Raw genomic sequence first — 13,301 nt, 5'->3', positions numbered from 1 at the left:
ACAACACCTGCTATCGACTCCCTCCCACCACAGCAACGAGGTGCCCCATGCCGGACGCAGCCGCTCCACGCTTCCTCATCGAGCGCGTGGACGCGTCCAATTTCGAGGCGATCCTGCCGCTCGTCGCCGAGTACCAGAGGTTCTACGGCCGAGAGCCCGACGACTCCGGGAACCGGCGGTTCTTCGGTGAGCTGCTGGGGGACAACCCCCACGGACTCCAACTGGCCGCGCGCCAGGGGCCGCACGTGATCGGCTTCGCCACCCTCTACTGGGCGCGCGTCTCCACCAGGGCCGCCACCGTGGCCCTCCTCAACGACCTGTACGTCCGTCCCGACCACCGGGGCGGTCGGGAAGCCGGCGTCGGAACGGCGCTGCTGCGCGCCGCCGCACGCGAGGCCGGCGACCGTGGCTTCTCCCACCTCACCTGGGAGACCGCGCCCGACAACCGATCGGCGCAGGCACTGTACGACCGCTTCCTGCGCGAGGCCCCGGAACCCGGGGCGCCCTCGACCTGGATCCACTACTCGTATCCGCTTTCCACCAAGGGGGAACAGTGACCCACTGCCACGATGTGCTGGGCATAGGCTTCGGCCCGGCCAACCTGGCCCTGGCCATCGCCTTCGAGGAAGAAGGCCACGATCTCGACGTGCGCTTCCTGGAAGCCAGACCGGGCCCGTCCTGGCAGAGCGCCATGATGCTCCCCGGGTCGGACATCCAGAACCACCCCGTGCGCGACCTCGTGTCGCTGCGCAATCCGCGCAGTCGCTACAGCTTCATCAACTACCTCTTCGAGAACGGGCGGCTGCTCGATCACCTCAACCTCCCGGTGGAGTTCCCGCTGCGCAAGGAGTACGCGCAGTACGTCTCCTGGGCCGCCGGCCACTTCAGCCACCTGGTCGACTACGGCGTGCACGTCACCGGCGTCACCGTCGACCGCGATGCCGAGGGCCGTCCGCTCTACACCGTCACCACCTCCGCCGGAGGCACCCTCCAGGCGCGCGCTCTCGTGGTCGGCACCGGGCGTACCCCCTTCATCCCGGAACCGTTCGACGCGGTGGACTCCCCGCGCGTCTTCCACCTGACGCGCTACCTGCCGGCTCTGCGGGAGCTGGAGGAGCTGGGCGTGGCCGGAGAAGGCGACCGGTCGCCGCGCGCGGTGACGGTCATCGGGGGCAGCCAGAGCGCGGTGGAACTCACGCTCGACCTCGCGCGGCGCTTTCCCCGCGCCCGGGTGACCACCCTCGTACGGTCCCTGACGCTCCGTCAGAAGGACACCAGCCCGTTCAGCGAGGAGGGGTACTTCCCCGGCTTCACCGACTACTACTACCGGGCCTCCCGCGAGCGCAAGCACGTCCTCGACGCGTACATGCGCCCGACGAACTACTCGTCGGCCGACGGAGATGTGCTGCACGAGTTGTACCGGCTCATCTACGAGCAGCGCCTGGACGGCGACCAGAAGGTGTTCGTCAGCGGCAGCCGCCAGGTGCAAGACCTCGACGTGCGAGAGGACGGCGTCCACCTCGGTGTCGAGGAGCTGAACACCGGGGAGACCGAGGAGCACCAGGCCGACTTCGTCGTCCTGGCCACCGGATTCCGCGATCTCGGCCCGGCTGCCCACCAGGACCGCGTCCCCGCTCTCATGCGTGACATCGCCGACGACTTCGTCTTCGACAGCCACGGGTACCTGGCCGTCGGCCCGGACTACGAAGTGCAGCCGCTGGACGCCGGCATGCCCGCGCTCTTCCTCAACGGCCTGTGCGAGTCCTCCCACGGAATCGGTGACGCCGGCTCGTTCAGCCTTCTGTCGCTCAGAGCCAACGTCATCGCAGAGGGCCTCCGGAAGCGTCTTCCGTAATGGAGCCGGCAGGCACCTCTGTCCCCGGCGCGGCGGTCGCGCCGCGCGGACCGGGAGCGGATACGGGCGGCCGAACGGCGCGAAGGCCGGAGCTGGAGATCGCCGCACACGTCTCCAGCGGTGTCCTCGGCGCCGGGATGGTGGTCATGCCGTCCGTCGTCGCGGCCCTGACCGGCGGGCGCAGCCTCCTCGTCTGGTCGGCCCACATCCTGCTCGGCGGATCGGTCAGCCTCATGCTGGCCATGGTGGTCCGCGCGAGGGTGCGGTCGACCTCGTTGGCGGGTGCCGTCGGGGCCCTGCTGGGCTCGTGGGCGGAACGGGCGGTGGACGGCGCCTTCGCCATCGCCTTCACCGCCGGGCAGGCGGCGATCGCATGGTTCGCCGCGACCTGTCTGCTGACGGCCGCCCACGGTTCTCTGCCGCGTCCGGGGGCGGACGGTCTCCTTCTCGCCCTCGGCATTCTCGCGGCGGCTGTGCTCGCGGCGCTCAGTCCGCTTTCGCTGCCGGCCGCCGTGCTCCGGCTGCGTCTTTGGATCGCCGGGGCCGTGGCGCTGGCCTGCGCCGCGTGGGGCTGGCCCGCCGCGCTTGCGGTGGGTTCGCACACGCCGCTCGCACCGTCGGGACTCTCTCCCGAAGGCGCCCAGTGGCTGGCCCTCGCGGCGCTGTTCTTCGCCGGTGTCGGATGGGAAGCGGTCACCGTCGTTGTCCCCGTCGCCGCCGTCGGGCCGAGGCGCACCGCCGCGGGCGTGGCCCTGGGAGTGGCTGCGGTGGCTGCCGTCTATCTGGGGCTGGCCACGGTCCACCGTCTGGCCGCCGGGACACCGGCGGCCCAGGACCCGGTTTCCGCACCGCTGCGCTGGGTGCTCGCCGGGGCGACGGTCGCCGTGCTGACCTCCTACATCTTCACCAACGTGCGCACCGCCGCCCGGATCGCCGTACGGCTGCGCCCCGGCGAGCGGAGCCCCTCCGAACGAGGCCCCGGCAAGGCCGTCATCGCGGCCGTCGGCATCGCGTGCTGCGCCTTCGCCTGGGCGGGGGCTCTGGACGGTGCCGTCCCCCTCCTGCTGCTGGGGCCGGCCGCGGCCGCGCTGATCGGCTACGCCCTGGCAGCCGCCGCTGCCATGCGCTGCGGCGGGCCGCTACTGCGGTGCGCCGGAGCCTCGGTACTGCTCGTGCTCGTGGGCATGGCGGTCCTCGCCGTGCCTTTCCTGCTCGGTGGATGAGTGATGGCCAAGCTCCTGCGCAGTCGTTCGGCAGGTCTCACCCGCCCCATCGCCATCGTGACCCCGGGTGTCCTCGTCACCGGAACGGGAGGATTCCTCAGCCTCTTCCGCACCGTCGTCCTGGCCGGCCGCGGGCACCGGTCCCGTGAGATCACCGCCGCCCCGGCGCTCACCGCGGTGACCGGCGTGGCGGGAGCCGGGTTCTCCGGCCGGGTGGCCCGCAGGGTCAGCCGGCGCGGCGCTCTCCGGCTGAGCGCCGGCTCCACCGCGGTCTGCGCGTACGCGGCGTCGGCCGTCCGTGGACCGGCTGCCCCCATGCTGGTGGCCGCGGTGCTCAGCATAAGAGCCCAGGCTTTCGGGCCGGTGGCGCAGACGCTCGTCGGCAACGGTGTGGCCGCGGCCTCGGTCACGCTGCTCCTACCGGCCCTGCCGCTCCTGCCGCTCCTGCCGGTCCTGTTGGCCTCCTCGGCCGAGACGCGGGGCGGGGCTGAAGCCGGCGAGCCGTGCGGACCGCACGGGAAGCAGGGGCAGCAGGCCGGTGCTTGCGCCCTGAGCACGCACGACTGCGGCGAGAAAGGTCAGCTCCACGGGTGGCTGCTCACGCTGAACGCGCTTGTCGTCCTTTTCTTCAAAGTACCGATGACCGGGGCCACCCGCCGATGGCAGCGGCGCACCGTCATGGGCATGGCGCCGCGTGCGCCGGCGGAGGCTACGCCGTGAACGCGCTCGGTATCGGCGGGGGCGTGCTCTTGTGCGGTGTGTCGACCCGGACACCGGGCGAGATGCCGCTGGCGCCGGTGGCCGCAGCAGACGCGAGCGAGGCCGCTCCGCCCGGCGGTGGCGCCTGTGGCCAGTCATTGCCGGAGCTGTGCCGGCCGGTGGGCATGCCGGTGCGCCCAGCGGCCGGCGTCCTCGCCTTCGGCCCGGACCACCGGTTCACCTGGCTGCTGTGCGCAGCCGCGCTGCTGATCACCGCACCCTGCCTGTACGCCCTCATCCCCCCGCCCCGCGCCGCCGTCGCCCACGACGGCCATGGACACCCCTGCGCGCCTTCTCCGTCCACTACGGCTCCCTTTTCCGGCTCCATCTCCGAGGAGACATCATGATTGCCCCCACAATCGAATCCGAAGTCCGCAGTTACTGCAGGAACTGGCCAGTGGTGTTCGACCGGGCGCGCGGCAGCCGCATGTTCGATCGCGACGGCCGTGCCTATCTGGACTTCTTCGCCGGTGCCAGCGCCCTGAACTACGGACACAACCACCCCGCGCTCAAGCGGGCGCTGCTCTCCTACCTCGAGCAGGACGGGGTTGCCCACAGCCTGGACATGCTGACCGCCGCCAAGGAGGACTTCCTCACCGCGTTCGCGGCGCGGGTGCTCGACCCCCGCGGACTGGACTACCGGGTGCAGTTTCCCGGTCCCACCGGTACCAACAGCGTGGAGGCCGCGCTCAAACTGGCCCGCAAGGTGACCGGGCGTCAGACGATCGTCGCCTTCACCGGTGCCTTCCACGGCATGTCGCTGGGTTCACTGGCCGTCACGGGAAACGCCGCCAAGCGCGCGGGTGCCGGCGTTCCGCTCGGACACACCCTGCGCATCCCCTACGACGGCTTCTCCGGAGGCCAGGTGTCCGGGCTGAAGCTGCTGGACAGCATGCTCGCCGACAGCAGCAGCGGCTTGGACCTCCCCGCAGCCGTCATCGTGGAGACCGTACAGGGTGAGGGCGGCGTCAACCCGGCCGGTGCGACCTGGCTCGCCGACCTCGCGGAGCTGTGCAGCCGCCGGGAGATCCTCTTGATCATCGACGACATCCAGATGGGCTGCGGCCGCACGGGGCCCTTCTTCAGCTTCGAGACCGCCGGGATCACCCCGGACATCGTCTGCCTGTCCAAGTCCATCAGCGGATACGGCCTTCCGATGTCCCTCACGCTCTTCCGCACCGAGTTGGACGTATGGCAACCGGGCGAGCACAACGGCACGTTCCGCGGTAACAACCCGGCGTTCGTGACGGCAGCCGCTGCCCTGCGGGAGTTCTGGGCGGACAGCACCCTGGAGAAGCAGACCGAAGAACGGGGCGTCCTGTTCGAGGAGAGGCTGGGCGAACTCGCCGGTCGGCACGCGGAGCACGTAGCGGCGTCGCGTGGTCGTGGTCTGGTGTGGGGTCTGGACTTCCGGGAGCCGCACATGGCCAGGCGGGTCGCTGACGCGGCATTCGCCCGCGGGCTCCTGGTGGAGACGTCGGGCTCCCGCGACGAGGTGGTGAAGCTCATGCCGCCCCTGACCTCCACGGACGAAGAACTGGCCGAGGGGCTCGGCATCCTGCGGGACTCGGTGGCGTCAGCCGTGGGTGGCTGAGCACGCACCCAGAGCCATCAGCGGGGCTGCCGACGGATCCCCGCTGTGGCTCGTACCGGACGGGCGGATCGCGGCTCTGACCGAAGCCGCAAGGGGTGCGAGCCGATCTGGTGCCGGAGCTGGTGCGCGATGCCCGGTTCGTACAGCGTCCACTGCGGAGGTCCTTCCGCCGGACAGCTGCCGGGCGGCCGCCGCCCGCGCATCGCTCCTGCCTGATGGAGGTGTGGCACTTTGACGACGACTCCTGAGGCTGTGCCCTGCGGGGCGGGTTCGAGGAGTCGTGTGCGGCAGCGGGCGGCTGCGGTGAGGATCGTGTCTCGTTCAGGACGTGCGTCTCGGAACCCGGCCCGCCCCGGTCCACGGGTTTCGGGCCGGTGAGTCCGCCCCTTTTCCAGCCCCGACCTGGGCGGAGCCCAGGAGTGCACGGGAGAGGTCGAGCAGGCCGGCGTCGGCCCGGCGGTGCGGGATCTCCTCGTACGGCCGGCCCCGCACACCGGCCCTGGACCAGATCAGTACCTGCGGTGGGCCGTCGGCTTCGAGATCCCGGGGCACGGCGGCAGGGCCCGTCAGGCGCATCCACTGACCAGAACGTGGACGATCGCCGCGAACAGCGGCTCATCAGGCGTGTCCGCGTCCCCCTGCATCCTCCCCCTCCTGCGTCCTCCCGCCCTGCGGCCGCACTCTCGACGGCGGGATCAGCGGCTTCGCGACCTCCCACAGCCCGTCCGGAACCATCCAACTCCGCGTACCCCGGCCCATGATCGGCCGGTGACCGGCCTTCACCTCTTGACCTCTGTGACCCCAGCCACTACTTTGCGGTAGACGCCGACCCATGACGACCGAAAGGAGGCGACCAGCGGATGTACACCAGCTCTGATCTTGGTCGCCTCGCCCAGTGCACGGTCTGGGTTCCGGGTCAAATCGCGCACGGCTGCTGAGCACGCCGTTCTGATGTGCCCGTCTGCGGCACATTTGTGCCCGTCTGTGGCACCTTCCGGGTTTCCCGTCACCATCTTCCGACACGTCGCTGTCGCATGCCGTTTTGCGCCCGCTTCTCTCACGTGGCGCGTCTGAACACAGAAAGCTGCCCGAAATTGGCGAACATGATGAATCGACCCGTCACGCACCGAAACGAAGGTCTGTCGTGGTAGCGGCGCGGATCACGGTCAATGGGAAAGAAGCACCGATTTCACCGGCTGCGCCCCACACCACAACACTGGATTTCCTGCGCGAGCGTGGCCTCACCGGCACCAAGGAGGGCTGCGCCGAGGGTGAGTGCGGCGCCTGTTCGGTCCTGGTGGCCCGTCCTGGGGTGAACAAGCCCACCGACTGGGTGGCGGTCAACGCCTGCCTGGTCCCGGTCGCGGCGCTCGACGGTCAGGAGATCATTACCTCCGAAGGTCTCGCCACCGTCGGAGAACCCGGCACGCGGCCCTCCCTGCACCCGGTGCAGGAGGAGATGGCGGTCCGCGGCGGCTCCCAATGCGGTTACTGCACGCCGGGATTCGTCTGCAGCATGGCGGCCGAGTACTACCGGCCCGACCGCTGCGCGCACGCGGACCCGGCCGACGGCGCGGACCCGGACGACAGCACCGACGCCGAGCACGGTCCGAACGGTTTCGATCTGCACGCACTGAGCGGAAACCTGTGCCGCTGCACCGGCTACCGCCCGATTCGCGATGCCGCGTTCGCCGTCGGTACGCCCACCGACGAGGACCCGCTGGCGCAGCGTCGCGAGCAGTCCCCGCCCGCACCGGTCGCCACCGAATACACCCAGGACGACAGCGCGTTCCTGCGGAGGAACACCCTGGCCGAAACACTGGAGTTGCTGCGCGAACGGCCCGACGCGGTGGTGGTCGCCGGCTCCACCGACTGGGGCGTCGAGGTCAACATCCGTTCCCGCCGGGCGGATTGCGTGGTCGCCGTCGACCGGCTGTCCGAACTGCGGGAGCTGCGCGTCGAATCCGACTCCATCGAGATCGGGGCGGCGCTGACGCTCACCGAGATCGAACGCCGCCTCGACGGCGACGTCCCGCTCCTTGCCGAGCTGTTCCCGCAGTTCGCATCCCGGCTCATCCGCAACGGGGCGACCCTCGGCGGCAACCTGGGCACCGGCTCGCCCATCGGCGACAGCCCGCCGGCGCTGCTCGCGCTGGAGGCGTCGCTGGTGCTCGCCGACGCCGACGGTGAGCGCGAGGTCCCGCTGGCGGAGTACTTCACCGGTTACCGGCAGAGCGTGCGCCGTCCCGGCGAGCTGATCCGCGCGGTGCGCGTCCCGCTGCCGCTGTCGCCGGTCACGGCCTTCCACAAGATCGCCAAGCGGCGCTTCGACGACATCTCCAGTGTGGCGGTCGCTTTCGCGCTCGACATCGAGGACGGGATCGTCCGCAAGGCACGCATCGGCCTGGGCGGCGTGGCCGCGACACCGATCCGCGCGCTCGCCACCGAGGCGGCTCTGGAGGGCAAGCAGTGGTCGGCGGAGACCGTCGAGGCCGCGGCCCGGGTGCTGCGGGGCGAGGGCACGCCGATGGACGACCATCGCGCCAGCTCCCTCTACCGTTCCGCGATGCTCGGCCAGAGCCTGCTGAAGCTGCACGCACAGACCCCCGAGGCGGTGTCGTCATGAGTCATCTGTCCGAGCGTCCCGAAAAGCCTGTCGTCGGCGTTCCGATGCCGCACGAGAGTGCCTTCCAGCACGTCACCGGTACCGCGCTCTACACCGACGACCTGGTCCAGCGCACCAAGGACGTGCTGCACGCGTACCCGGTCCAGGTCATGAAGGCCCGCGGCAGGATCACCGCGTTGCGCACCGAGCCCGCGCTCGCCGTGCCGGGTGTGGTCCGCGTGCTGACCGGTGCCGACGTGCCCGGCGTCAACGACGCCGGCATGAAGCACGACGAACCGCTGTTCCCCGACGAGGTCATGTTCCACGGCCACGCGGTCGCCTGGGTGCTCGGCGAGACCCTGGAGGCGGCCCGGCTCGGTGCGGCGGCCGTCGAGGTGGAACTCGACGAACTGCCCTCCATCGTCACGCTGCAGGACGCGATCGCGGCGGGCAGCTACCACGGCGCCCAGCCCCTGATGGTGCACGGCGACACCGACGCGGGCTTCGCCGACTCCGCGCACGTGATCACCGGCGAGTTCCAGTTCGCCGGTCAGGAACACTTCTACCTCGAGACGCACGCGGCGCTGGCCCTGGTCGACGAGAACGAGCAGCTGTTCATCCAGAGCAGCACCCAGCACCCCTCGGAGACACAGGAAATCGTCTCGCACGTGCTCGGTGTGCCCGCCCACGAGGTGACCGTGCAGTGCCTGCGGATGGGCGGCGGCTTCGGCGGCAAGGAGATGCAGCCGCACGGGTTCGCGGCCGTTGCCGCGCTCGGCGCCAAGCTGACCGGTCGGCCGGTCCGGTTCCGGCTCAACCGGACCCAGGACCTGACCATGTCCGGCAAGCGGCACGGGTTCCATGCCAAGTGGAAGATCGGCTTCGACGCCGACGGCCGCATCCAGGCCCTCGACGCCACCTTGGTCGCGGACGGCGGTTGGAGCCTGGACCTGTCCGAGCCGGTCCTAGCCCGCGCGCTGTGCCACATCGACAACACCTACTGGATCCCCAACGCGCGCGTCGCCGGTCGCATCGCCAGGACCAACACGGTCTCCAACACCGCCTTCCGCGGCTTCGGCGGACCGCAGGGCATGCTGGTGATCGAGGACATCCTGGGCCGCTGCGCGCCGCAGCTCGGCCTGGATCCAATGGAGCTGCGGGAGCGCAACTTCTACCAGCCGGGCCAGGGGCAGACGACGCCGTACGGCCAGCCGGTCACCCAGGCCGAGCGGATCTCCACCGTCTGGCGGAAGGTCAAGGAGAACGGCGGCATCGCCGACCGCAAGCGCGAGATCGCCGCCTTCAACGCCGCGCACCCGCACACCAAGCGGGCCCTCGCGATCACCGCCATCAAGTTCGGCATCTCGTTCAACCTCACCGCCTTCAACCAGGGCGGCGCGCTGGTGCTGATCTACAAGGACGGCTCGGTCCTGATCAACCACGGCGGCACCGAGATGGGCCAGGGCCTGCACACCAAGATGATGCAGGTGGCCGCGACCACCCTGGGCATCCCGCTGCACAAGGTGCGCCTCGCCCCGACGCGTACCGACAAGGTGCCCAACACCTCCGCCACCGCCGCCAGCGCCGGGGCGGACCTCAACGGTGGGGCGATCAAGAACGCCTGTGAGCAGTTGCGCGAGCGGCTGCTGCAGGTGGCCGCCTCCCAGCTGGGTTCGAACGCCTCGGACGTGCGCATCGTCGAGGGCGTCGCGCGGGCCCTGGGCAGCGACAAGCAGCTGGTCTGGGACGACCTGGTGCGCACCGCGTACTTCCAGCGAGTCCAGCTGTCGGCATCCGGTTTCTACCGGACCGAGGGGCTGCACTGGGACGCGAAGACGTTCCGGGGCACGCCGTTCAAGTACTTCGCCCACGGCGCCGCGGCGACCGAGGTGGAGGTGGACGGCTTCACCGGTGCGTACCGCATCCGGCGCGTGGACATCGTGCACGATGTCGGCGACAGCCTGTCCCCGATGATCGACATCGGCCAGGTGGAGGGTGGTTTCGTGCAGGGCGCGGGCTGGCTGACGCTCGAGGACCTGCGCTGGGACACCAGCGACGGCCCGAACCGCGGCCGGCTGCTGACCCAGGCGGCGAGCACCTACAAGCTGCCGAGCTTCTCGGAGATGCCCGAGGAGTTCCACGTCACGCTGCTGGAGAACGCCACCGAAGAGGGCGCGGTGTACGGGTCCAAGGCGGTGGGCGAGCCTCCGCTGATGCTGGCGTTCTCGGTGCGGGAAGCGTTGCGGCAGGCCGCCGCCGCGTTCGGGCCGAGCGGTGCCGGTGTCGAGCTGGCCTCGCCCGCGACGCCGGAGGCGGTGTACTGGGCGATCCAGGCGGCTCGCCGGGGCGATGCCTCCCGGAACGGTGACGCCGGCGACGGGCTCGCCACCGCCGGCCACGCCGGAAACGGGCTCGCCGGCGGCACGATCCGTACCGACGCCGAAGCATTGAGCGGTGCCTGACATGACATGGGTCGCCGCGGTCGCACGGTTGCGGGCACGCCGGGAGGCCGGCGTGCTGGTGACCGTCGCGACCGTGCGCGGCCATGCCCCGCGCGATGCCGGTGCGAAACTCGTGGTGGGACAGACCGGGACGTGGGGCTCGATCGGTGGCGGCAATGTCGAGGCCGTCTCGATCGACCGGGCCCGGGAGATGATCGCCGCGTCCACGCCCGAGCCGGAGCTGATGGATTTCGCCCTGAACGACAAAGTGACCAACCAGCATGGCGTGCAGTGCTGCGGCGGCACGGTCTCGGTGCTGCTCGAACCGCTGCCGGTGGTACGGGCGGTGGCGATCTTCGGCGTCGGACACGTCGGGCTGGAACTGGCGCGCATCCTGGCACGTCAGGACCTCGACCTCCATCTGATCGACACCCGCTCCGACCTCCTCACCGAGGAGCGGCTCGACGCGCTGGCAGACGCGGTGGCGCAGGTGCACGTGCATCACACGCCGCTGCTGCCCGAGGAGGTGCTGGAGGAGTTGCCGCGCGGCACCCACGTCCTGATCATGACCCATGATCACGCCGAGGACGCCGCGCTGTGCGACGCCGCCCTGCGCACCACCCATCTCGGCTCCACCGGGCTGATCGGGTCGGCGGCCAAGTGGGTGCGGTTCCGCAAACGCCTCACCACCGAGGGCGGCCACGATGAGGCCACTGTCGACCGGATCAAGACCCCGATCGGGCTGGCCGACATCACCGGCAAGGAACCCGCGACCATTGCCGTAAGCGTCGCTGCCGATTTGCTGCGCACCTTCGAAACCGAGGGGAACTGACACTCCCGCCGGATCAACAGGGGTGCCCCGCGCCCGTGCGAACGCACCCGTGCGGGGCACCCTTTCGGCACGACCACGCCCGCCACTTCAACAGGCATCGGCCTCACCGGGGCAGGAACCAGCTTGCGCCCTTCGACGCCCCGAACGTCATCCTGGGCTCAGCACTCCAGCCGTAGGAAAGGGATCCAGCGGATGGCCGCCCCGACCAGCGGCCGAGGTGCAGCAGCACGGACGCCAGCCGGTACTCGCTGTCCTCCGCGATCGTGTGCGGGTCAGGCGCGGCGTGCGGCCCACACGGTGCGTTCGGTGCGGACCGCGAGGTCGCTGCGGCGCAGGATGCTGAGAGGGCTGTCGGTGTCGAGCAGCTGGTCCAGGGCGCCGAGGTCCTCGGCGGCAAGGGTGCGGGCGGCGCTGCCGCGCAGGCGCTTCAGGCTGCTGAGCGCGTAGTGGCCGACCGCCGTGCTGCGGGAGCCGTCCACGTTCGCGGTGATCCTGCGCTCGCCCTCGACGGTGAACCCGGCGGCGGCCAGCTTGGGGCCCCAGTCGGCACCGCGGTGTGGTAGGCGCTCGGCGTGGTGGTGCGCGAGGGCGGCGTGGCAGCGCTCCTCGAGGCCGGGCCGCTCCTCGGGGGCGTCGGCGGGCAGGAAGCGCGGGAAGCCGGCCAGCTCGACGACGGCGAACAGGCCGCCGGGCGCGAGCAGGTCGTGGACCTTGCGCAGGGTGCGGCCGGGGTCGGCCATGTGGTGCATCGACGCCGACGCCCACACCAGCTCGGGCCGGCCGAGCTCGGGCCAGTCCGCGTCGAGATCGGCCGGCACCGTGCGCACCCGGTCGGCCACGCCGAGCTCCTCGGCCCTTTCCCGCAGGCGGCGCAGATGGCCGGCCGACGCGTCGACGGCGGTCACCTCCGCTTCGGGGAAGCGCGCGAGCAGGGCGAAGGTGCCGGCCCCGGTCCCGCACCCCAGGTCCACGATGTGGCGCGGCCCTCTCTCGACGGGCAGCCATGCGGTGATGGACGCGATGTGCCCGGCGAGCACTTCCGCGTCCAGGTCGAGGATCTCGGCCTGGTCTTCGGAGTCAGGGGTGTGCGGGTGAGCGGAGTGCGCGCCATCGTGTGCCGCGTGCGGGGAGGCATGGGTCATGGCAGCCACGCTAAGAGGGTCATGCCGTCGCGGCACCATGGTTCCCGGTGTGCGCAAGACGATGGCCGGATGCACTGCCGAACGCGCAAGCGGCTGTCTCTGGGGAGAGCGGTACATGCCTCACCCCCGGCCTCGACACCGTTGCGTTTGGGCTGTGAGTCGTACGTCAAGCCCCACCCTCGACCGTCCCCTCAGCCGAAGACGACGGCATGGCCGCTGGCGATGCTCGACCGGCATGCTGCATAGAGCTGGGCCCAGGCGAACTTCTCGGGCTCGAAGGGGTCGGTGCGCGGGATGTCCACCAGCTTCGCCTGCTCACCACGGGAGAGCGTTCCGTCCTCGTCGGGATGGATGTCGATCCCCGGTGCCAGCCAGACCAGCTCGGACTGCAAACGCTGGCTGGACCCGACCATTCCGTACCCCAGGACCTCATCCTCTTCGGGCAGGAACAGCGGCTCACTTATGTCGACCGGCACGTAGTAACCCCCGTTGTCGGCATGGCAGAGCAGGTGTGACGAAAGCATGGCCAGCTCGTCGTGGACCTTCTCCTGGTCCCGGGCGTACTGCTCATCGTCCACGGCGTGAGCCGGGGTGACAGTTTCCCCGCGCAGCCGCAGGACGAACGCACGGCGCAGGTGGCTCAGACAGCTGTAAGGAAAGCCTCCGGAGTAGAAAACATCGCCAGCGGGATCCGTGCCCGGTTCGCGCCAGTCGATGCTCTGCCCGGCAAGTGCCCGGTTGAGCAGGGCGAAGGCGCTCAGGTGGTGTTTCCATCCCTCGGGGTCGTTGCGGGCCAGGCCGTTCAACAACCCCACTGTTATCGAGAGTCCCATGCCCGCGAGGTTAAGTG

General features: G+C 70.5%; 11 protein-coding genes and 1 pseudogene. 9 read left to right on the top strand and 3 right to left on the bottom strand.

What is annotated here, in order from left to right:
* Positions 1-47 precede the first annotated feature (47 nt).
* From ACWDZ4_RS22285 to ectB, 6 genes are read left to right on the top strand one after another with little or no spacing between them, the layout of a single operon-like run.
* Positions 48-557 (top strand): N-acetyltransferase family protein, encoded by a 510-nt coding sequence (locus ACWDZ4_RS22285; protein WP_451510148.1) that lies wholly within the window; start codon positions 48-50, stop codon positions 555-557.
* The gene (locus ACWDZ4_RS22280; protein ID WP_451510147.1) at positions 554-1,855 is read left to right on the top strand and encodes a lysine N(6)-hydroxylase/L-ornithine N(5)-oxygenase family protein; all 1,302 of its coding nucleotides are present in this window, start codon (positions 554-556) and stop codon (positions 1,853-1,855) included. The genes ACWDZ4_RS22285 and ACWDZ4_RS22280 overlap by 4 nt, the downstream gene beginning before the upstream one ends.
* Entirely contained in the window at positions 1,855-3,078 is a 1,224-nt protein-coding gene (locus ACWDZ4_RS22275) for an amino acid:polyamine antiporter (RefSeq protein ID WP_451510146.1), read from the top strand. Before ACWDZ4_RS22280 ends, ACWDZ4_RS22275 begins: the two co-directional genes overlap by 1 nt.
* A gap of 3 nt (positions 3,079-3,081) precedes the next feature.
* Positions 3,082-3,798 (top strand): hypothetical protein, encoded by a 717-nt coding sequence (locus ACWDZ4_RS22270; RefSeq protein ID WP_451510145.1) that lies wholly within the window; start codon positions 3,082-3,084, stop codon positions 3,796-3,798.
* The gene (locus ACWDZ4_RS22265; RefSeq protein WP_451510144.1) at positions 3,795-4,184 is read left to right on the top strand and encodes a hypothetical protein; all 390 of its coding nucleotides are present in this window, start codon (positions 3,795-3,797) and stop codon (positions 4,182-4,184) included. Before ACWDZ4_RS22270 ends, ACWDZ4_RS22265 begins: the two co-directional genes overlap by 4 nt.
* On the top strand, positions 4,181-5,431 hold the full coding sequence (gene ectB, locus ACWDZ4_RS22260) for a diaminobutyrate--2-oxoglutarate transaminase (RefSeq protein WP_451510143.1): 1,251 nt from the start codon (positions 4,181-4,183) through the stop codon (positions 5,429-5,431). Before ACWDZ4_RS22265 ends, ectB begins: the two co-directional genes overlap by 4 nt.
* 250 nt (positions 5,432-5,681) lie before the next feature.
* Here ectB and ACWDZ4_RS22255 read toward each other — a convergent pair.
* Positions 5,682-6,190 (bottom strand): annotated as a pseudogene (locus ACWDZ4_RS22255) (transposase); the annotation flags it as partial.
* A 385-nt stretch (positions 6,191-6,575) separates the two neighbouring features.
* Here ACWDZ4_RS22255 and ACWDZ4_RS22250 point away from each other — a divergent pair.
* The 3 genes from ACWDZ4_RS22250 to xdhC are packed head-to-tail and all read left to right on the top strand — an operon-like array spanning position 6,576 to position 11,309.
* On the top strand, positions 6,576-8,057 hold the full coding sequence (locus ACWDZ4_RS22250) for a xanthine dehydrogenase small subunit (protein WP_451510142.1): 1,482 nt from the start codon (positions 6,576-6,578) through the stop codon (positions 8,055-8,057).
* A complete protein-coding gene (gene xdhB / locus ACWDZ4_RS22245; protein WP_451510141.1) occupies positions 8,054-10,498 on the top strand; it encodes a xanthine dehydrogenase molybdopterin binding subunit in 2,445 nt (814 codons plus the stop codon). The genes ACWDZ4_RS22250 and xdhB overlap by 4 nt, the downstream gene beginning before the upstream one ends.
* Before the next feature lies 1 nt (position 10,499).
* Positions 10,500-11,309 (top strand): xanthine dehydrogenase accessory protein XdhC, encoded by an 810-nt coding sequence (xdhC, locus tag ACWDZ4_RS22240; RefSeq protein WP_451510140.1) that lies wholly within the window; start codon positions 10,500-10,502, stop codon positions 11,307-11,309.
* Positions 11,310-11,581: 272 nt separating this feature from the next.
* On the opposite strand, the gene ACWDZ4_RS22235 is transcribed toward xdhC, so the two are convergent.
* Positions 11,582-12,451, bottom strand: a complete 870-nt coding sequence (locus tag ACWDZ4_RS22235; protein ID WP_451510139.1) for a class I SAM-dependent methyltransferase — start codon at positions 12,449-12,451, stop codon at positions 11,582-11,584.
* Between the two features lie 191 nt (positions 12,452-12,642).
* Positions 12,643-13,284: a hypothetical protein gene (locus ACWDZ4_RS22230; RefSeq protein ID WP_451510138.1), complete on the bottom strand. Its 642-nt coding sequence runs from the start codon at positions 13,282-13,284 to the stop codon at positions 12,643-12,645.
* Positions 13,285-13,301: the final 17 nt, after the last annotated feature.

It is taken from the genome of Streptomyces sp. NPDC003016 (genome assembly GCF_053591455.1).
This window is presented reverse-complemented; position numbering and strand designations above follow the sequence as displayed.

Excerpts from the sequence above, each read along its gene's own strand:
- ACWDZ4_RS22285 (WP_451510148.1), top strand. The coding sequence starts at position 48 with ATGCCGGACGCAGCCGCTCCACGCTTCCTCATCGAGCGCGTGGACGCG.
- ACWDZ4_RS22275 (WP_451510146.1), top strand. The coding sequence starts at position 1,855 with ATGGAGCCGGCAGGCACCTCTGTCCCCGGCGCGGCGGTCGCGCCGCGC.
- ACWDZ4_RS22270 (WP_451510145.1), top strand. The coding sequence starts at position 3,082 with ATGGCCAAGCTCCTGCGCAGTCGTTCGGCAGGTCTCACCCGCCCCATC.
- ectB (WP_451510143.1), top strand. The coding sequence starts at position 4,181 with ATGATTGCCCCCACAATCGAATCCGAAGTCCGCAGTTACTGCAGGAAC.
- xdhB (WP_451510141.1), top strand. The coding sequence starts at position 8,054 with ATGAGTCATCTGTCCGAGCGTCCCGAAAAGCCTGTCGTCGGCGTTCCG.
- xdhC (WP_451510140.1), top strand. The coding sequence starts at position 10,500 with ATGACATGGGTCGCCGCGGTCGCACGGTTGCGGGCACGCCGGGAGGCC.
- ACWDZ4_RS22235 (WP_451510139.1), bottom strand. The coding sequence starts at position 12,451 with ATGACCCATGCCTCCCCGCACGCGGCACACGATGGCGCGCACTCCGCT.
- ACWDZ4_RS22230 (WP_451510138.1), bottom strand. The coding sequence starts at position 13,284 with ATGGGACTCTCGATAACAGTGGGGTTGTTGAACGGCCTGGCCCGCAAC.